Origin of the sequence: Streptomyces sp., from assembly GCF_031181705.1 — a bacterium.
Lineage (GTDB): Bacteria > Actinomycetota > Actinomycetes > Streptomycetales > Streptomycetaceae > Streptomyces.
Genome location: NZ_JAPSKN010000102.1, coordinates 1 through 17872, shown reverse-complemented (window position 1 = coordinate 17872; position 17872 = coordinate 1). Strand labels below are relative to the sequence as shown.

Annotated in this window: 17 protein-coding genes and 1 riboswitch; of the genes, 9 read left to right on the top strand and 8 right to left on the bottom strand. The window is 73.0% G+C overall.

The window, feature by feature from the left end; all coding sequences use genetic code 11:
- The first annotated feature begins 26 nt into the window (after window positions 1-26).
- From RIN80_RS19295 to RIN80_RS19285, 3 genes are all read left to right on the top strand, one after another.
- Window positions 27-2111, top strand: coding sequence for a YhgE/Pip domain-containing protein (locus RIN80_RS19295; protein ID WP_309096857.1), 2085 nt, complete (start codon window positions 27-29; stop codon window positions 2109-2111).
- Window positions 2112-2158: 47 nt separating this feature from the next.
- Window positions 2159-2788: a TetR/AcrR family transcriptional regulator gene (locus RIN80_RS19290; protein ID WP_309096856.1), complete on the top strand. Its 630-nt coding sequence runs from the start codon at window positions 2159-2161 to the stop codon at window positions 2786-2788.
- A 456-nt stretch (window positions 2789-3244) separates the two neighbouring features.
- Complete coding sequence (locus tag RIN80_RS19285; protein ID WP_309096855.1) at window positions 3245-4735, top strand: NAD(P)/FAD-dependent oxidoreductase; 1491 nt, start codon at window positions 3245-3247, stop codon at window positions 4733-4735.
- A gap of 66 nt (window positions 4736-4801) precedes the next feature.
- Here the strand turns inward: RIN80_RS19285 and RIN80_RS19280 are convergent, their stop codons facing one another.
- The 5 genes from RIN80_RS19280 to RIN80_RS19260 form a co-directional block, all read right to left on the bottom strand.
- Window positions 4802-5743, bottom strand: coding sequence for a hypothetical protein (locus RIN80_RS19280; protein ID WP_309096854.1), 942 nt, complete (start codon window positions 5741-5743; stop codon window positions 4802-4804).
- 56 nt (window positions 5744-5799) lie between these two features.
- Window positions 5800-6723: a methylenetetrahydrofolate reductase [NAD(P)H] gene (gene metF, locus RIN80_RS19275; protein WP_309096853.1), complete on the bottom strand. Its 924-nt coding sequence runs from the start codon at window positions 6721-6723 to the stop codon at window positions 5800-5802.
- Window positions 6724-6850: 127 nt separating this feature from the next.
- Window positions 6851-7507 carry a thiamine phosphate synthase gene (thiE, locus tag RIN80_RS19270; RefSeq protein WP_309096852.1) on the bottom strand — a complete coding sequence of 219 codons (657 nt, stop codon included), beginning with the start codon at window positions 7505-7507 and terminating at the stop codon, window positions 6851-6853.
- Window positions 7508-7779: 272 nt separating this feature from the next.
- Complete coding sequence (locus RIN80_RS19265) at window positions 7780-8145, bottom strand: Rv2175c family DNA-binding protein (RefSeq protein WP_309096851.1); 366 nt, start codon at window positions 8143-8145, stop codon at window positions 7780-7782.
- A gap of 126 nt (window positions 8146-8271) precedes the next feature.
- Complete coding sequence (locus tag RIN80_RS19260; protein WP_309096850.1) at window positions 8272-9513, bottom strand: FAD-dependent oxidoreductase; 1242 nt, start codon at window positions 9511-9513, stop codon at window positions 8272-8274.
- 192 nt (window positions 9514-9705) lie between these two features.
- Window positions 9706-9817: riboswitch (TPP riboswitch) on the top strand.
- Here RIN80_RS19260 and thiO point away from each other — a divergent pair.
- The 5 genes from thiO (at window position 9815) to RIN80_RS19235 (ending at window position 14924) form a co-directional block, all read left to right on the top strand.
- Window positions 9815-10984 (top strand): glycine oxidase ThiO, encoded by a 1170-nt coding sequence (gene thiO / locus RIN80_RS19255; RefSeq protein WP_309096849.1) that lies wholly within the window; start codon window positions 9815-9817, stop codon window positions 10982-10984. (Overlaps the previous riboswitch by 3 nt.)
- Window positions 10981-11181, top strand: a complete 201-nt coding sequence (thiS, locus tag RIN80_RS19250) for a sulfur carrier protein ThiS (RefSeq protein ID WP_309096848.1) — start codon at window positions 10981-10983, stop codon at window positions 11179-11181. Before thiO ends, thiS begins: the two co-directional genes overlap by 4 nt.
- 2 nt (window positions 11182-11183) lie before the next feature.
- Window positions 11184-11981 (top strand): thiazole synthase, encoded by a 798-nt coding sequence (locus tag RIN80_RS19245; protein ID WP_309096847.1) that lies wholly within the window; start codon window positions 11184-11186, stop codon window positions 11979-11981.
- Window positions 11982-12066: 85 nt separating this feature from the next.
- Complete coding sequence (gene pknB / locus RIN80_RS19240) at window positions 12067-13995, top strand: Stk1 family PASTA domain-containing Ser/Thr kinase (protein ID WP_309096846.1); 1929 nt, start codon at window positions 12067-12069, stop codon at window positions 13993-13995.
- A 50-nt stretch (window positions 13996-14045) separates the two neighbouring features.
- Entirely contained in the window at window positions 14046-14924 is an 879-nt protein-coding gene (locus RIN80_RS19235; protein WP_309096845.1) for a deoxyribonuclease IV, read from the top strand.
- Window positions 14925-14928: 4 nt separating this feature from the next.
- Here the strand turns inward: RIN80_RS19235 and RIN80_RS19230 are convergent, their stop codons facing one another.
- Window positions 14929-15579, bottom strand: coding sequence for a sulfite oxidase-like oxidoreductase (locus RIN80_RS19230; protein WP_309096844.1), 651 nt, complete (start codon window positions 15577-15579; stop codon window positions 14929-14931).
- A 175-nt stretch (window positions 15580-15754) separates the two neighbouring features.
- Between RIN80_RS19230 and bfr the strand changes: the two genes are divergently transcribed.
- Window positions 15755-16231: a bacterioferritin gene (gene bfr / locus RIN80_RS19225; RefSeq protein WP_309096843.1), complete on the top strand. Its 477-nt coding sequence runs from the start codon at window positions 15755-15757 to the stop codon at window positions 16229-16231.
- 8 nt (window positions 16232-16239) lie between these two features.
- Here the strand turns inward: bfr and RIN80_RS19220 are convergent, their stop codons facing one another.
- On the bottom strand, window positions 16240-16473 hold the full coding sequence (locus RIN80_RS19220; RefSeq protein ID WP_309096842.1) for a (2Fe-2S)-binding protein: 234 nt from the start codon (window positions 16471-16473) through the stop codon (window positions 16240-16242).
- Between the two features lie 149 nt (window positions 16474-16622).
- Window positions 16623-17872 (bottom strand): class II 3-deoxy-7-phosphoheptulonate synthase (locus RIN80_RS19215; protein ID WP_309096841.1); only part of this gene is annotated, 1250 nt, incomplete at its 5' end.

Here is a 17872-nt window from a genome sequence, read left to right as displayed (position 1 = left end):
GGGAGACCAGGGAAAGGGGAAGGCCGATGCGATCGCCGAGACTGGCCGCGCTTGAGCTCCGCCGCTTCGGCCGGGGGAAGCTGCCGCGCGCCGCACTCGTGGCGCTGCTGGTGCTGCCACTGCTGTACGGCGCGCTGTACCTGTGGTCGTTCTGGGATCCGTACGGCCGCCTGGACCGCATCCCCGTGGCGCTGGTCAACGAGGACCGGGGGGCCACCGCCGGCGGAAAACGCATCGCGGCGGGCGACGAGATCACGAAGGGCCTGCGCGACAGCAGGACCTTCGACTGGCGCGAGGTCAGCGCCGCGGAGGCCCGCAGGGGCGTCGAGGACGGCACGTACTACCTGTCGCTCACCATGCCCGCCGACTTCAGCGAGCGGATCGCCTCCAGCTCCGGGAACACCCCGGAGACCGGCGCCCTGCAGGTGCACACCAACGACGCCAACAACTACATCGTCGGCCAGATCTCCCGGACCGTGTTCGGCGAGGTGCGGCAGGCCGCGTCGACGAAGACCTCGCGCTCCTTCCTGGACAGGATCTTCGTGTCGTTCTCCGACATCCACGGCGAGACCGTGCAGGCGGCCAAGGGTGCCGACAAGCTCAAGGGCGGCATCGGCAAGGCCGAGAAGGGCTCCAAGGACCTCGCCGACGGCCTGAAGGACGCCAAGGACGGCAGTGGCAGGCTCTCGAAGGCGCTGACGAAGCTCACCAAGGGCGCCGGCGCCCTCCAGGACGGTTCGCAGGGCGTCGCGGACGGCACCCAGACGCTGGCCGACAAGGTCAACGGCACCGCGGTCAAGGTCCGCCCCTTCCTGAAGGGCAACGAGAAGACCATCGGCGACACGGCCCAGCTCGTCGCCGACTCCTCCGGGGCGATCCGCAAGCACCTGGACACCCTGGTGAAGACGGCCCCGACCGCCGCCAAGGGCGCCCGGGCCGCGTCCGGCACGCTGACCGACGTCTACGCCCGGCGCTGCGAGGACCCGGCCCTGCCCGACGCCGCCTGCGCCGATCTGAAGAAGGCCAAGGAAGCGGCCGCCGACGTCACCCTCATCGCCGACGACCTCAACACCCTGATCGCGGACCAGGACGGCGACCTGGACCGGCTGGACAAGAACCTCGCCACCCTGCAGAAGCAGTCCCAGGCGCTGGCCGACCGCGCGCCGCACCTCTCCGAGGATCTCGACGACGCCGTCAAGAAGATCAACAAGCTGAACGACGGGGCCGCCCGGGTCGCCGCGGGGGCGAAGAAGCTGCACTCGGGGCTCGGCAAGGCCAAGACCGGCGCCGTCGACCTGGACAAGGGTGTCGGCGAGCTGAAGACGGGCGCCGACGACCTCAACGGCGGCATCTTCAAACTCGTCGACGGCTCCGGCAAGCTCGCCGGGGGACTGCACGACGGGGCGGAGAAGATCCCCGACTACGACAAGCGGGACCGCGACCGGCGCACCGAGGTCATGGCCGACCCCGTACGGCTCGCGTCCCAGGATCTGCACAAGGCGCCCAACTACGGCACCGGGTTCGCCCCGTACTTCATCCCGCTGTCCCTGTGGGTGGGCGCGATGGTGGCGTACATGCTGATCACGCCGATGAACCGGCGCGCGCTCGCCGCGGGCGCCCCGGCGTGGCGGATCGCGCTGGCGGGCTGGCTGCCGGTGGTGGCGATCGGGGTGCTGCAGACGGTGGCCCTGATGTCGGTGCTGCACTGGGCGGTCGGCCTGGAGATGGCGCGGGCGGCCGGGACGGTGGGCTTCCTGTTCCTGGTGACGGCGTGCTTCGCGGCGATCGTGCAGTGGCTGAACGCGCGCTTCGGGGCGGCGGGCCGGATCCTCGTCCTCGCGCTGCTGATGCTCCAGCTGACCTCGGCGGGCGGCACGTACCCCGTGCAGACCAGCCCCGGCTTCTTCAACGCGCTGCATCCGTTCCTGCCGATGAGCTACGTCGTCGAGGCGCTGCGGCGCCTCATCACCGGGGGTGGTCTCGAACCGGTGTGGCACGCGTGCGTGGTGCTGACGGCGTTCACCGCCGGTGCCCTCGCGCTGACCGCCGTGGCGGCCCGCAGGCGCCAGGTGTGGACGCTGGACCGGCTGCACCCGGAGCTGACGCTGTGAGCGCCTCCGTCACTTCTCCGGGAGAGGTTCCTGTGACAATCAGGGCCATGGAAAGCAGCAGTGCCGCGTCGGGCGGCAGCACGCGCCGCGAGGCCACCCGGCAGAAGCTCTACGAGGCGGCCGTCACGCTCATCGCCGAGCAGGGGTTCTCCGCCACGACCGTGGACGAGATCGCCGAGCGCGCCGGGGTCGCGAAGGGCACGGTCTACTACAACTTCGCTAGCAAGTCCGTCCTCTTCGAGGAGTTGCTGCGGCACGGGGTGGGGCTCCTCACCGCCTCCCTCAGGGAAGCGGCCGAGCGCACCGCCCGGGACGGCGGCGGCAAGGTGGACGCGCTGGACGCGATGATCCGCGCGGGCCTGGTCTTCATCGACCGCTACCCGGCCTTCACCCAGCTCTATGTGGCCGAGCTGTGGCGCACGAACCGGACCTGGCAGTCGACGCTGATGGTGGTGCGGCAGGAGGCCGTCGCGGTCGTGGAGGGCGTCCTGCGCGAGGGGGTCGGCAACGGCGAGCTCAGCGAGGAGATCGACGTGCCGCTGACGGCGGCGGCACTGGTCGGCATGGTCCTGGTGGCCGCGCTCGACTGGAAGTCCTTCCAGCCGGAGCGCTCCCTGGACGACGTCCACGCGGCCCTGTCGCGGCTGCTCCAGGGGCGGGTGAGCGGCTGCCGCTGACAGCGCGGCCGGCGCCCGTGGAAAAGCGCCGGTCCGCTGTGGCCGCGTCCCCCGCGGGCCACCTCGAACCGGCGCCTTCCGTGCTCCCCCGTTTGTTCCTCCTGCTCCCCCGTACGTCCCCCCGCAGGACCCCCGTTGCGGTCGTCCCCCGCTTCTCCCCCGTGCCTCGCTCCCGCCGACACGGTCGGCGGAAGGAGCGGATCGCGGGCCGGCCCCGTTCCGGCGCCCCGTGTCGCCGGTGCCGGAGCCGAGCCCCTCTCCGTGTCTCCACTCTCTCGTTCGCGCAGGTCGTCCCCCATCCGCGCGCGTACTCAACTCCCCCACTAGGTACGGGTACTCAGTCCTGCGCACTCGGCCCCACACCGCCGTGCCGCCGCCTGGTCACGAGCGCGTCCGCGCCCGTACCCGCCGGGTGGCCCGGCGGGTACGTCGGTGGGGACGGATAAAGTCCCTGGCATGGCACGGATTGCGGTGATCGGCGCCGGGATGGGCGCACTGGCGGCCGCCGCCCGGCTGGCCGTCGCGGGCCACCGGGTGGCGGTGTACGAGCGGACGGACACCTACGGCGGAGCGCTGCGCCGCTTCGAGCGGGACGGGTTCTCCTTCGACACCGGCCCCGGCCTGCTCCCGCTGCCCGCCGTCTACCGCGACCTGTTCGTCAAGACCGGCAAGGAGCCGCTGGAGGCGTGCGTCGAGCTGGTCCAGGTCGACCCCTCGTCCCGGCACGTGTTCGCGGACGGCACGGCGGTGTCGCTGCCGAACGCCTCGCGCGCGGGTGTCGTCACCGCCCTGGACGAGGCCCTGGGCGCGGGCGCCGGGGAGCGGTGGGGCGACTTCCTGGTCCGGGCCCGTGAGGCCTGGGACCGGACCCGCCGGCCGCTCCTGGAGGAGCCCCTGTGGCCCAACTGGCAGGTGCTGGCCGAGCGCGAGCCCTACCCGGCGGTCCCCCACCGGCGCCTGCTGCGCACCCGCCGGGCGGGCACGCTCGCCGAGGTCGGGGCCTGGGAGCTGCGCGACCCCCGGCTCACGGCCCTGCTGGAGGGGTACGCCCTCGCGCAGGGCCTGGACCCGCGGACCACCCCGGCGAGCGCGGCCGTCCTGCCGTACATGGAGCACGCCTTCGGCACGTGGTACGTGCGCGGCGGGCTGCGCGAACTGGCCCGTGCGGTGTACGAGCGGTGCGTGGCCCGGCGGGTCGAGTTCCACTTCGGCGCCGGAGTCACCGCCGTGCGGGAGAAGGACGGCCGGGCCTGCGGGATCGAACTGACCGACGGGACGGTCGCCGAGGCCGACTTCGTGGTGGCAGGGGTCGCGCCCGGAGCGCTGGACGGGCTGACGGCGGGCCGTGGCGTGCGGGCCGACGGCGAGGTGCCGCCGCAGCCGGCGGCGGCCAGCCGGCTGACCGTCCTGCTCGCCCTGCGCGGTGCCCGCCCCGAGGGCACGGCCCACCGCACGGTGGTGCACGCCCCGGACCGGGAGGCGGAGTTGGCGGCCCTGTTCGGCTCGGCGGCGCCGGACGCGCAGCCGACCGTGACGGTCCTGCGGCCCGGCGACCCGCGGTCGGCCCCGGAGGGCCACGAGGCGGTCTCGCTGACGACGGTGGTGCCCGCGCGGCCGGACGGGCCCTACGACGCTCTGGCCGAGCGCGTGATCGCCGCCGCCGAGCGGGCCGTCCCCGGGCTGCGCGACCGTCTGCTGTGGCGGGAGGTGCTCACCCCGGCCGACATCGCGGAGGCGACGGGCGCGGAGGGCGGCGCGGTGCCCGTCCCCGCGCTGGCGGCGGCCGGGGGGCGGTTGCTGCACCCGTCCAACGGCACGCGGGTGCCCGGCCTGTTCGCCGTGGGCGGCTGGGCGCATCCGGGCGGTGGGCTGCCGCACGCGGGCATGTCGGGGGCGCTGGTCGCGGGACTGATCGTGGAGGGGCCGGAGTTCCGGGGCTCCCAGTGACCGGCCCGGCCCCCGGCCCGGGCGCTCAAGAGGGCTTACGAGGGCTCAAGGGGGCTCAAGACGGCTTCAGAAACGGTACTGCTCGTCGAATCCGTTGCCGTGCGGCTGCTGCCCGCCGCCCTGGTAGGGGTAGGCCTGCTCGGGCGGCAGCTCCTGCCCGTACTCGTCGGTGTTGCGCTGCTGCGGCACCCACACGCCGCCGGGCGGGGTCTCGCCGCCGTGGGTCCCGGCGTACGGGTCCTGCCCGTACGCCTGCTGCTGGGCGTAGTACTGCTGGTCGCCGTAGCCGCTGTCGTACGGTGCCCCGCCGTAGTTCGAGGAGCCGATGTACGGGTCGGAGTAGGCGGCGTACTGCTGCTGGCCGCCCGCGTCGTAGCCCTGCTGCTGGGCGTAGCCGGAGTAGTCGTAGGCGTAGGACTGCTCGCCGTTCTGGGCGGCGTACTGGTCGTGCTGCGGGGCATCCGGCCGGGGGTAGCCGTTGTCGCCGTAGACGCCGTAGGAGCCGGTGTCCTCGGGCATGGGCTGCGGCTCGTAGACGGAGGTGGCCTCGGCGGCGGTGTCCCGGCCGGGGCGCGCCGGTGTGAAGACGTCGTCGCGGTCGTAGTCGTCGTCCTGGCCGTAGGCGGTGACGCTGCGGTGGCCGCCGGCTCCGTCGCCGTAGCCGCCGTCGGCCGCCTCCAGACCGGAGACCTCCAGGGTCGGCTCCTGGCGGCCGCGCTCGCTGCGGCCCCGGCGCTTGCTGCCGCCGAGCATCGGGGCGTTGACCGCCCAGCCGGCCGCGAAGCCGCTGCGGAAGGAGAGGGTGACGTAGGTCTGCCCCACCGCGAAGGCGGCCGCGCCCAGGCCGATCACGACGACGGACGGGATGAGCACCCCGACCACGACGCCGAGGAAGCCGACGAAGGCCAGCAGCCGCCAGCGCAGCCGCGCCTTGTACTGCAGCAGCACCTCGCCCAGCAGCCACAGCGCGACGATGCCGAACGCGATGTAGAGGACCGCCCAGCCCATGTACGCCCCTCTCCCAGTGGCCGCTACGCAGTGTGTCGTATACCGGTGCGAACGGTCTAGGCCTGCGATGAGTGGTGCAGGCCCAGGTTCTCGTAGATCTCCAGTGTCGCGGTGGAGTTGTTGAGCGTGATGAAGTGCAGGCCGGGCACACCCTCGGCGAGCAGCCGCGCGCAGAACTCCGTGGCGAATTCGATCCCAATGGAGCGTACAGCGGCCGGATCGTCTTCTGCTGTGAGGATCCGCTCTTTCAGGGCGGCCGGGAACTCGGCGTTGGTGAGCGAGCCGATCCGCTCCAGCGACCGCACGCTGGTGATCGGCATGACCTCGGGGATGATCGGGGTGTCGCAGCCGGCCGCCGAGACGCGGTCGCGCAGCCGCAGGTAGTCCTCCGGATGGAAGAACATCTGCGTGATGGCGTAGTCGGCGCCCGCGCGGCACTTGTCGACGAAGTGGCGGACGTCGGTGTCCCAGTCGGTGGAGCGCGGGTGCATCGCCGGGAAGGCGGCGACGCCGACGCAGAAGTCGCCGGACGCCTTGATCAGTTCGACGAGCTCGGCGGCGTAGGCCAGGCCGCGGGGGTGCGGCACCCACTCCCCCATCGGGTCGCCGGGCGGGTCGCCGCGCAGGGCGAGCATGTTGCGGATCCCGGCGTCCGCGTACTGGCCGATGATGTTGCGCAGGTCGGCCACCGAGTGGTCGACCGCGGTGAGGTGGGCGATCGGGGTGAGGGTGGTGTCGGAGGCGATCGCCTCGGTCGCCTTGACCGTGCCCGCGCGGGTGGAACCGCCGGCGCCGTAGGTCACGGAGACGAAGTCGGGCGCCACGGCCTCGACCCGCCGCAGCGCGTTCCACAGCATCCGCTCGCCCTTCGGGGTCTTCGGGGCGTAGAACTCGAACGAGTACGTCGTCTTGCCGGTCGCGAGCATGTCGCGGACGGTGCGCGCGTGGTCCGACCTGATGGATGCGGTGCCGAGGGCCATACGGGCAGGTTAGCCAGGGGCCGTCGGTCCCCCAACCGGGCGCTGCGATTTGCACTGTTTGTCCACTTGCTGTCCACCCCTTGGACAATCCGTCCCGTGGCGGGCCCTCCCGGGACCGCCGGCCGGGCTACCGCTCCCGCAGCCGCTTGGCGAACTCGGCCGCCGCCGCGCCGGGGTCGTCGGCCTCGGTGATCGCCCGTACGACGACGACGCGCCGGGCGCCCGCCTCCAGGACCTGGTCGAGCGTGGTCAGGTCGATGCCGCCGATGGCGAACCAGGGGCGGTCGGTGCCGAGCGCGGCGGTGTACCGGACCAGGTCCAGGCCGGGGGCGTGGCGGCCGGGCTTGGTGGGGGTGGGCCAGCACGGGCCGGTGCAGAAGTAGTCCACGCCGTCCTGCGCGGCGGCCGCGGCGGCCTCGGACGCGGCGTGCGTGGAGCGGCCGATCAGGACGTCGTCGCCGAGGATCGCGCGGGCCGCGGGAACCGGGAGGTCGCCCTGGCCGAGGTGGAGCACGTCCGAGCCGGCGGCGTGGGCGACGTCCGCGCGGTCGTTGACCGCGAGCAGCTTGCCGTGCCGGGCGCAGGCGTCGGCGAGGACGGCCAGGTGCTCCAGCTCCTCGGCGGCCTCCATGCCCTTGTCGCGCAGCTGCACGATGTCGACGCCGCCCGCCAGCACGGCGTCCAGGAACTCCGCGAGATCGCCCTGCCGCTTGCGGGCGTCGGTGCACAGGTAGACCCGGGCGTCGGCGAGCCGGGCGCGGGCGGTGGTGGCGGTGCCGGGCATGGGTGTCCCCCTGGAGGTCGGTGCCGCGGGGGTGCGCCCGCGGTACGTCGGTGCCGTACGGGTGCGTGTGCGGTCGCGGGGAAGGCCCCGGCCCGCCATGACGCCTCGGGCACCCTACGCCTGCCCCTCGGCCGGCCCGGGCCCGCCTGTGGGCCCCGCACGGGCATGGCCCGCGCCCGGGCCGTGACCTCGCGGGTCACGGCCCCCTACGGGCGGTTGTTCAGGTCCGGTCCCGCTCGCGCGGTGCCGGACGGCTGTCCGGTCGAGGTCGGTCAGACCGCGAGCGCCTGGGCGCGGCGCTTCACCTCCGTGCCGCGATTCTCACGGAGTGCCTGCGCGGGGGTGCCGGGCAGGGACGGGTCGGGGGTGAAGAGCCACTCCAGCATCTCTTCGACCGTGAAGCCGTCGTCCCGCAGGAGCGTCAGGGTCCCGGACAGGCCCTTGACGACCTTGTCCCCGTCGATGAAGTCCGCGGGGACGTGCAGCGCGCGGTTCTCACCGCGGCGTACGGCGATGAGCTGGCCCTCCCTGACCAGCTGCCGCACCCGCGTCACCTCGACGCCGAGCTGTTCGGCGATGTCGGGGAGGGTGAGCCAGGCAGGCACGAGAGCATCGATCTTTGCGTCAATCTCGGTCACGGAACAAGCCTGCCATCCGCCACTGACAGCCGGAAGCCGACCCGGTCCACCCGGGCGGACGCGCCGGGCCCGGCACCCGCCCGGACAGCGGGCCGCCGACCCGTGCCGCTCACCGGGCCGCGGGCGCTACGCCGCGGCCGCCTTCATCGGCCGGGCCGGGTCCGCCAGCAGCACCGGGTCCATCGGCGTGCCCGACTCGATCAGACGGCGGCCCTGGGCCAGGTCGCGGGGGCGGCCCACCGCCAGCAGCGCGACCAGCCGTCCGTCGCGCAGCCAGCACACCGTCCAGGCCGGACCGGACGGGTCACCGCGCCACAGGGTCCGGTCGGCGTCCGCGAGGTGCCCGGCGAACTGCACGAACCGGCCGAACTGCTCGGACCAGAAGTACGGGACCGGGTCGTAGACGGCCGGCGGCTCGCCCGTGGCCCGGCCGACGATGTTCGCGGCGACCGTGCGCGGCCCCTGCAGGGCGTTGTCCCAGTGGTGCACGAGCAGGCGCTCGCCGTAGCGCCCCGAGGGGAAGGAGGCGCAGTCGCCGACCGCGTACACGTCCGGCACCGACGTGCGCAGGTGCGCGTCGGCCTTGATCTCGCCGTGGCCGCCCAGCTCGATTTCGGAGCCGGCGAGCCAGGCCGTCGCCGGGCGGGCGCCGATGCCGACCACGACCGCGCCCGCGGGCAGCCGCGAGCCGTCGTCGAGGACGACCGCGCCGGGTTCGACGCGCTCCACGCGCGCGTGCGTGCGCAGCACCGCCCCCGCGTCGGCGTACCAGCCGGCCATGGGGGCGGCGACCTCGGCGGGCAGCGCCCCGGCGAGCGGCCGTTCGGCGGCCTCCACGACGGTCACCGCGCAGCCCGCCTCGCGCGCGGCGGTGGCGAACTCCGCGCCGATCCAGCCCGCGCCGACGACCACGATGTCGTGCTGGCGGGCGAGGACCGGCCGCAGCCGCTCGGCGTCGTCCAGGGTGCGCAGCAGGTGCACGCCGGGCACGCCCTCCGCGCCGGGCAGCCCGACCGGTTCGGCACCGGTGGCGACCACCAGGACGTCGTAGGGCACGGGCCCGTCCTCGGTGTCCAGTTCGTGATCGCCGGGACGCACGCCCAGCACCTCGCAGCCGAGCCGCAGTTCGATGCCCAGGGCCTCGAAGTCGACGTCGAAGGCGGAGCCCTCGGACTTGCCCAGCAGGACGGCCTTGGACAACGGCGGCCGGTCGTAGGGCTGGTGGGGCTCGGCGCCGATCAGCAGCACCGTGCCGGCGAAACCCCGCTCCCGCAGCGCGACCGCGGTCTGCACACCGGCCATGCCCGCGCCCGCCACGACCACGCGCCGCGGCGCGGACGCCCCTGGTTCCTGCGTCTGCTCGCTCACCTGATCACCATAGTCAGCTGACGTCGCGTCAGTCAGTGCCCATGCGCCGTGACCTGCTCCACAACGCCCGCCCCGCCACCCGGGTCCTCCCCTCCGAGTACCCGCAAACGGCCCGCGTACGACGCCTCAGTGGCCGGTTCCGTACGGAGGCTCCCTTACTGCGGCCCACGGCGTCCGGCTAGGGTGGTGCGCGCAGAGACTCGCGGGAGCCCGGACGCACCGGGCTGAGAGGGAGGCTGGCGGCCTCCGACCGTACGAACCTGATCCGGGTCATGCCGGCGAAGGGAGGGGCTGGACGCCCATGTCGCGTACGCCGACCTCAGACGTCCTCGTCATCGGGGGCGGGATCATCGGGCTGGTCACGGCCTGGCGGGCCGCGCAGCGCGGGCTCGCCACGGCGGTGGTCGACCCCGAGCCGGGCGGCGGGGCCGCGCAGGTGGCGGCCGGGATGCTGGCCGCCGTCACGGAACTGCACTACGGCGAGCAGACCCTGCTCGGCCTGAACCTCGCCTCCGCCCGGCGCTACCCGGACTTCGCGGCCGAGCTCACCGAGCTGACCGGCCACGACCTCGGCTACCGCCGCTGCGGCACGCTCGCCGTGGCCCTGGACGCCGACGACCGGGCCCACCTGCGTGAGCTGCACGCCCTGCAGCGGCAGTCGGGGCTGGACTCCCAGTGGCTGTCGGGGCGCGAGTGCCGGCGCCTGGAGCCGATGCTCGCGCCGGGCGTGCGCGGGGGCCTACGGGTGGACGGCGATCACCAGATCGACCCCCGGCGGCTGGCCGGGGCGCTGGTCGTCGCGTGCGAGCGGGCCGGTGTGGTCTTCCACCGGGTGTGGGCCGAGCGGCTCACCGTCTCCGGGGACCGGGCCGCCGGCGCCGTCACGGCCGACGGCACCGCGCTGGGCGCCGGGCAGGTCGTGCTGGCCGGGGGCAGCCTGAGCGGGCGCCTCGCCGGGGTGCCGCGGGACGTGCTGCCGCCGGTGCGGCCCGTGAAGGGCCAGGTCCTGCGGCTGGCCATGCCGGGGCGGCACGGGCCGTTCCTGAGCCGGACGGTGCGCGCGGTCGTGCGCGGCAGCCATGTCTACCTGGTGCCGCGCGAGAGCGGCGAGCTGGTCGTCGGGGCGACCAGCGAGGAGCTCGGCTGGGACACCACCGTGACCGCGGGCGGCGTGTACGAGCTGCTGCGCGACGCCCACGAGCTGGTCCCGGGCATCACCGAGCTGCCGCTCACCGAGACCCGGGCCGGACTGCGCCCCGGCTCCCCCGACAACGCGCCCCTGCTCGGCCCCACCGGCCTGGAGGGCCTGCTGCTGGCCACCGGGCACCACCGCAACGGCGTCCTGCTCACGCCGGTCACCGGCGACACCCTGGCGCACGCCCTGGTCACGGGTGAACTCCCGGAGGAGGCCCGTCCGTTCACCCCCAAGCGCTTCAGCACCGTCACCGCACTCACGGAGCAGCCCGCATGAACATCTCCGTCAACGGGGAGCCCCGGGACGTCCGGCCCGGCACGGCTCTCGACACCGTCGTGAGGTCGCTCACCGCATCGCCCTCGGGAGTGGCCGCCGCGCTCAACGAAACCGTCGTCCCGCGCGCCCAGTGGCCGTCCACGCCCCTCACCGAGGGAGACCGCGTGGAGGTCCTCACCGCCGTCCAAGGAGGCTGACCATGGCCGACGATCCGTTCGTCCTCGGGGGTACGACCTTCACCTCCCGCCTGATCATGGGCACCGGCGGGGCGCCCAGCCTCGACGTGCTGGAGCGGTCCCTGGTGGCGTCCGGGACGGAGCTGACCACGGTCGCGATGCGCCGTGTGAACCCCTCGGTGCACGGCTCGGTGCTGTCCGTCCTGGACCGGCTCGGCATCCGGGTGCTGCCCAACACCGCGGGCTGCTTCACCGCAGGCGAGGCCGTCCTCACGGCCCGTCTCGCGCGCGAGGCCCTCGGCACCGACCTGATCAAGCTGGAGGTCATCGCCGACGAGCGCACCCTGCTGCCGGACCCGATCGAGCTGCTGGAGGCGGCCGAGACGCTGGTCGACGACGGGTTCACAGTGCTGCCGTACACCAACGACGACCCGGTGCTGGCCCGGAAGCTGGAGGACGTGGGCTGCGCCGCGGTCATGCCGCTCGGCTCGCCGATCGGCTCCGGGCTCGGCATCCGCAACCCGCACAACTTCCGGCTGATCGTCGAGCACGCGCGCGTGCCGGTGATCCTGGACGCGGGGGCCGGGACGGCGTCGGACGCGGCGCTGGCCATGGAGCTGGGGTGCGCGGGTGTGATGCTCGCCTCGGCGGTGACGCGGGCGCAGGAGCCGGTGCTGATGGCCGACGCCATGCGGCACGCCGTGGAGGCGGGGCGGCTGGCCTACCGGGCCGGGCGGATCCCGCGGCGGCACTTCGCCGAGGCGTCGTCGCCGGCCGAGGGCATGGCGGTGCTGGATCCGGAGCGTCCCGCCTTCCCGTAGGGCAGACGTCACAGGACGGCTGCAGTCCCGCCCCGGATCGGCCGGTGGAGCAGGGCTGTCGGTCCCGGCTCGTAGACTCCCCTGCGTGGACACGACCCTTCAGGACCCCTTGGTCGGGCAGCTGCTCGACGGCCGGTACCGCGTCGACGCGCGGATCGCGGTCGGCGGGATGGCCACGGTCTACCGGGCCGTGGACACCCGACTCGACCGGGTCCTCGCGCTCAAGGTGATGCACCCCGCCCTCGCCGTCGACGCCTCGTTCGTCGAGCGGTTCATCCGCGAGGCGAAGTCGGTCGCCCGGCTGGCCCACCCGAACGTGGTGCAGGTCTTCGACCAGGGCACCGACGGCGGTTACGTCTACCTGGCCATGGAGTACGTCGCGGGCTGCACGCTGCGGGACGTGCTGCGCGAGCGCGGGGCGCTGCAGCCGCGGGCCGCGCTGGACATCCTGGAGCCGGTGCTGGCCGCCCTGGGCGCCGCGCACCGCGCCGGGTTCGTGCACCGCGACATGAAGCCCGAGAACGTCCTCATCGGGGACGACGGCCGGGTCAAGGTCGCCGACTTCGGGCTCGTCCGGGCGGTGGACACGGTGACCAACACCACGGGCACGGTGCTGGGCACGGTGTCGTACCTCGCCCCCGAGCAGATAGAGAACGGCACGGCGGACCCCCGCGTCGACGTCTACGCGTGCGGCGTGATGCTCCACGAGATGCTGACCGGCGACAAGCCGCACGACGGGGACTCCCCCGCCGTGATCCTCTACAAGCACCTGCACGAGGACGTCCCGCCCCCCTCGGCCGCCGTCCCGGGCCTGGCCCACGAGCTGGACGAGATGGTGGCCTCGGCCACCGCCCGCACGCCGGAGATCCGCCCCTACGACGCCGTGGCGCTGCTCGCCCAGGTCCGCGAGGGACGCGGCCGGCTGAGCGAGGAGCAGCTGGACTCGGTGCCGCCGCAGGCGCTCGCGGCCGGACACGACAACGCCGACGACCGCACGAGCGTGATCCCGCGCGCGCTGACCACGCCGCGCCCGCTGCCGGTGAACGAGGACGAGGCACCCGGGGCGGAGCTGCACCGCACGAGCCGCTTCGCCTCCCCGCCGCCTGCGCCCAGGCGCCGTACGGGGTCCCGGCGCGGCCCGATGACGATCGTGGTGGCCGTCCTGCTCGTGCTCGGCCTGGGCACGGGCATCTGGTACATCAACTCGGGCCAGTTCACCGAGGTCCCCCCGCTGCTGGCCAAGACCCAGGCCCAGGCCGAGGACCGGCTGGCGGACGCCGGCCTGGAGCTCGGCAAGGTCGAGCACGCCCACAGCGACACCGTCGAGCGCGGCCAGGTCATCAGCAGCGACCCCGAGGCCGGGACGCGCATCCGCGGCAACGACGCGGTGAGCATCACCGTCTCGGACGGCCCCGAGACGGTGCGCGTGCCCGCCCTGGCCGGCCGGAAGCTGGCCGAGGCCCGGTCCCTGCTGAAGCAGGACGGGCTGGAGCCGGGCATGGTCACGCGCGCGTTCAGCGAGGACGTGCCGCGCGGCTCGGTGGTCTCGGCCCGGCCGGCGGACGGCACGAAGGTGCGCGCGGGCACGGCCGTCGCGCTCGTCGTCAGCAAGGGCAGCCCGATCGACGTCCCCGACGTCACCGGTGACGACGAGGCCGACGCCCGGGCCGAGCTGGAGGACGCCGGCCTGAAGGTGAGGATCGCCACCGAGCGGGTCAACTCCGCGGAGTTCGACAAGGGCCGGGTCGTGAAGCAGAGCCCGAACGCCGGAGGCCGGGCGGCCGAGGGCGACACGGTGACGCTGACGCTGTCCAAGGGCCCCGAGATGATCCAGGTGCCGGACGTGGTCGGCGACAGCGTCGACGAGGCACGCCAGGCGCTGGAGGGCGCCGGGTTCCAGGTCGACGAGGACCGCGGCCTGCTCGGCCTGTTCGGCGACACCGTCAAGGGCCAGTCGGTCGAGGGTGGCGAGACGGCGCCCAAGGGCTCGACGATCACGATCGAGATCAGGTGACGGCCGGGGCCCGCGGCCGGGCACGGCCGGCCGCATGACACCCTGAACGGGTGAACAGTCAGCTGTCCGGCCCCACCCGCAACCCCGTGGGCGGCCATGTCCCGGTGGCCGGCGGCCTCCACCGCGTCGGCCTGTCGTACGCCCGTGACCTGGGGGCGGAGACCGTCCAGGTCTTCGTCGCCAACCCGCGCGGCTGGGCCACCCCGGCCGGGAACCCGCAGCAGGACGAGGCGTTCCGCGCGGTGTGCGAGGCCGAGTCGATCCCCGCGTACGTGCACGCCCCCTACCTGATCAACTTCGGCTCGCACACCGAGGCGACCGCACAGCGGTCGGTGGAGTCGCTGCGGCACTCGCTGCGGCGGGGTCGTCAGATCGGGGCGCGGGGCGTGGTGGTGCACACGGGCAGCGCGACCGGCGGACGGGACCGGTCGGTGGCGCTGAAGCAGGTGCGCGAGCACCTGCTTCCGCTGCTCGACGAGCTGACCCACGACGACGACCCGTTCCTGCTGCTGGAGTCGACGGCCGGCCAGGGCGCCTCTCTGTGCTCCCGGACGTGGGACTTCGGCCCGTACTTCGAGGCGCTGGACGCCCACCCGATGCTGGGGGTGTGCCTGGACACCTGCCACATCTTCGCGGCCGGGCACGACCTGACCGGCCCGAGCGGCATGCACCAGACGCTGGACCTGCTTCTGGACACGGTCGGCGAGGGCCGGCTGAAGCTGATCCACGCCAACGACTCCAAGGACGTGGTGGGCGCCCACAAGGACCGGCACGAGAACATCGGCGCCGGCCACATCGGCGAGGACCCGTTCCGCGCCCTGATGACGCACCCGGCGACCGCGGGCGTGCCGCTGATCATCGAGACGCCGGGCGGCAGGGAGGGGCACGCCGCGGACGTGGAGCGGCTGAAGAAGCTGCGCGACGGCTGACGCCTCAGAGGTCGGGGCCGTCCCCCGGTTCCTCCTGGTACGAGTAGCGCTGCTCCCGCCAGGGGTCGCCGATGTTGTGGTAGCCGCGCTCCTCCCAGAACCCGCGCCGGTCGGCGGTCATGTACTCCACGCCGCGCACCCATTTGGGGCCCTTCCAGGCGTACAGGTGGGGCACGATCAGGCGCAGCGGGAAGCCGTGCTCGGCGGTGAGGAGCTCGCCGTCCTTGTGGGTGGCGAACAGGACCCGGTCGTCCGCGAAGTCGGTCAGCCGCAGGTTGGAGCTGAATCCGTACTCGGCCCACACCATCACATGGGTGACGTCGTCCGCGGGCGGGGCGAGGTCGAGGATCGTCCGGGCGGGGATGCCGCCCCACTCGGCGCCCAGCATGCTGAACTTCGTGACGCAGTGCAGGTCGGCCACGACGCTGGTGTGGGGCAGGGCCGTGAACTCCTCGTGGGTCCAGCAGTGCTTGCCGCCGTCGGCGGTGGCGCCGAAGACCCGGAACTCCCAGCGCTCGGGCCGGAACTTGGGGACGGGCCCGTAGTGCGTGACCGGCCAGCCGCGCTGCACCCGCTGCCCCGGGGGGAGTCCGGGCTGCGTCTCTCCGGCCGCATCGCGCCCTTCTCCCGATGCGTTTTCCAGCGGCTGACCCATGCCTCCATCCTGACAGACCTCGGGTGATGCCCCTCACCGGGGCCACCGCAAACCAGGCATTTTCCACTAAGCATGCCCTTACTTACTAAGTGAAGACTTACTGGACGATCTTCGCCGCCGGTGGAATCATGCGGCGCAACCTGCCAGTTCCCCCGCGTTGGAAGGAGCCTCTGCGATGCAGGGCGACCCCGAGGTCCTCGAATTCCTGAACGAGCAGTTGACCGGCGAGCTGACGGCGATCAACCAGTACTGGCTGCACTACCGGATCCAGGACAACAAAGGCTGGACCAAGCTCGCCAAGTACACGCGTGAAGAATCCATCGACGAGATGAAGCACGCGGACAAGATCACCGAGCGCATCCTCATGCTGGACGGGCTGCCCAACTACCAGCGGCTCTTCCACGTCCGGGTCGGTCAGACGGTCACCGAGATGTTCCAGGCCGACCGGCAGATCGAGGTCGAGGCCATCGACCGCCTCAGGCGCGGGATCGAGGTGATGCGCAGCAAGGGTGACATCACGTCGGCGAACATCTTCGAGGAGATCCTCGCGGACGAGGAGCACCACATCGACTACCTGGACACGCAGCTGGAGCTGATCGAGAAGCTGGGTGAGGCGCTGTACATCGCGCAGCAGATCGAGCAGCCGAGCTAGGCCTGCCGTCAGGCGGCGTCTTCCAGCTCGGCGAGCACCGGCTCGCCCCGGTCGGCCAGCTCGCGGCGGGGGCAGTTGCCCCTGCCCAGGATCGCCTGGATCCGGCGGACGCACGACCCGCAGTCCGTGCCCGCCTTGCAGGCGGAGGCGATCTGACGGGGGGTGCAGGCGCCGCTGTCCGCGTGCTGCTTGACCTGCTGCTCGGTGATCCCGAAGCAACTGCAGACGTACACGCGGTCCACCTCCCGACGGGTTCGTTCTGTGATGCCGTCCCCGCTGATCGGTGAGGCAAACCTAACCTTACCCGCCGGGTCGGAGGCGGAAAAGTCGAGAGGGGCGCGGATCGTGTGTGATCCGCGCCCCAGTCGATGCCCGGTAACGGGCGGGCCCGCTACTGGTCCCTGTACATCTCCGCCACGAGGAACGCCAGGTCCAGCGACTGGCTGCGGTTGAGCCGCGGGTCGCAGGCCGTCTCGTAGCGCTGGTGCAGATCGTCGACGAAGATCTCGTCGCCGCCGCCCACGCATTCGGTGACGTCGTCGCCGGTGAGCTCCACGTGGATGCCGCCCGGGTGCGTGCCGAGCTCCTTGTGGACCTCGAAGAAGCCCTTGACCTCGTCGAGCACGTCGTCGAAGCGGCGGGTCTTGTGCCCGGAGGCCGCCTCGAAGGTGTTGCCGTGCATCGGGTCGGTCACCCAGGCCACGGTCGCGCCGGAGGCGGTGACCTTCTCGACCAGCTCGGGGAGCTTGTCGCGGACCTTGTCGGCGCCCATGCGGACGATGAAGGTCAGCCGGCCGGGCTCGCGCTCCGGGTCGAGGCGCTCGATGTACTGCAGCGCCTCCTCGGCCGTGGTCGTCGGGCCCAGCTTGATGCCGATCGGGTTGCGGATCCGCGACGCGAACTCGATGTGCGCGTGGTCCAGCTGCCGGGTGCGCTCGCCGATCCACACCATGTGCGCGGAGACGTCGTACAGCTGCCCCGTGCGCGAGTCCACCCGGGTCAGGGCGGACTCGTAGTCGAGCAGCAGCGCCTCGTGCGAGGAGAAGAACTCGACGGTCTTGAACTCCTCCGGGTCCGCCCCGCAGGCGTGCATGAAGTTGAGCGCCTGGTCGATCTCGCGGGCGAGCTGCTCGTAGCGCTGCCCCGACGGGGAGGACTTCACGAAGTCCTGGTTCCAGGCGTGGACCTGGCGCAGGTCGGCGTAACCGCCGGTGGTGAAGGCGCGCACCAGGTTCAGCGTGGAGGCGGAGGCGTGGTACATCCGCTTCAGCCGCTCGGGGTCCGGGATCCGGGCCTCTTCGGTGAAGTCGAAGCCGTTGACGGAGTCGCCGCGGTAGGTCGGCAGCGTCACGCCGTCGCGGGTCTCGGTCGGCTTGGAGCGCGGCTTGGAGTACTGGCCGGCGATCCGGCCGACCTTCACGACCGGCACGGACGCGGCGTACGTCAGCACGGCGCCCATCTGGAGCAAGGTCTTCAGCTTGTTGCGGATCTGGTCCGCGGACACCGCGTCGAACGCCTCGGCGCAGTCGCCGCCCTGGAGGAGGAACGCCTCTCCCTTGGCGACGGCCGCCATCCGGGCGCGCAGCTGGTCGCACTCGCCCGCGAAGACGAGCGGCGGATACGACTCGAGGTCCGCGATCA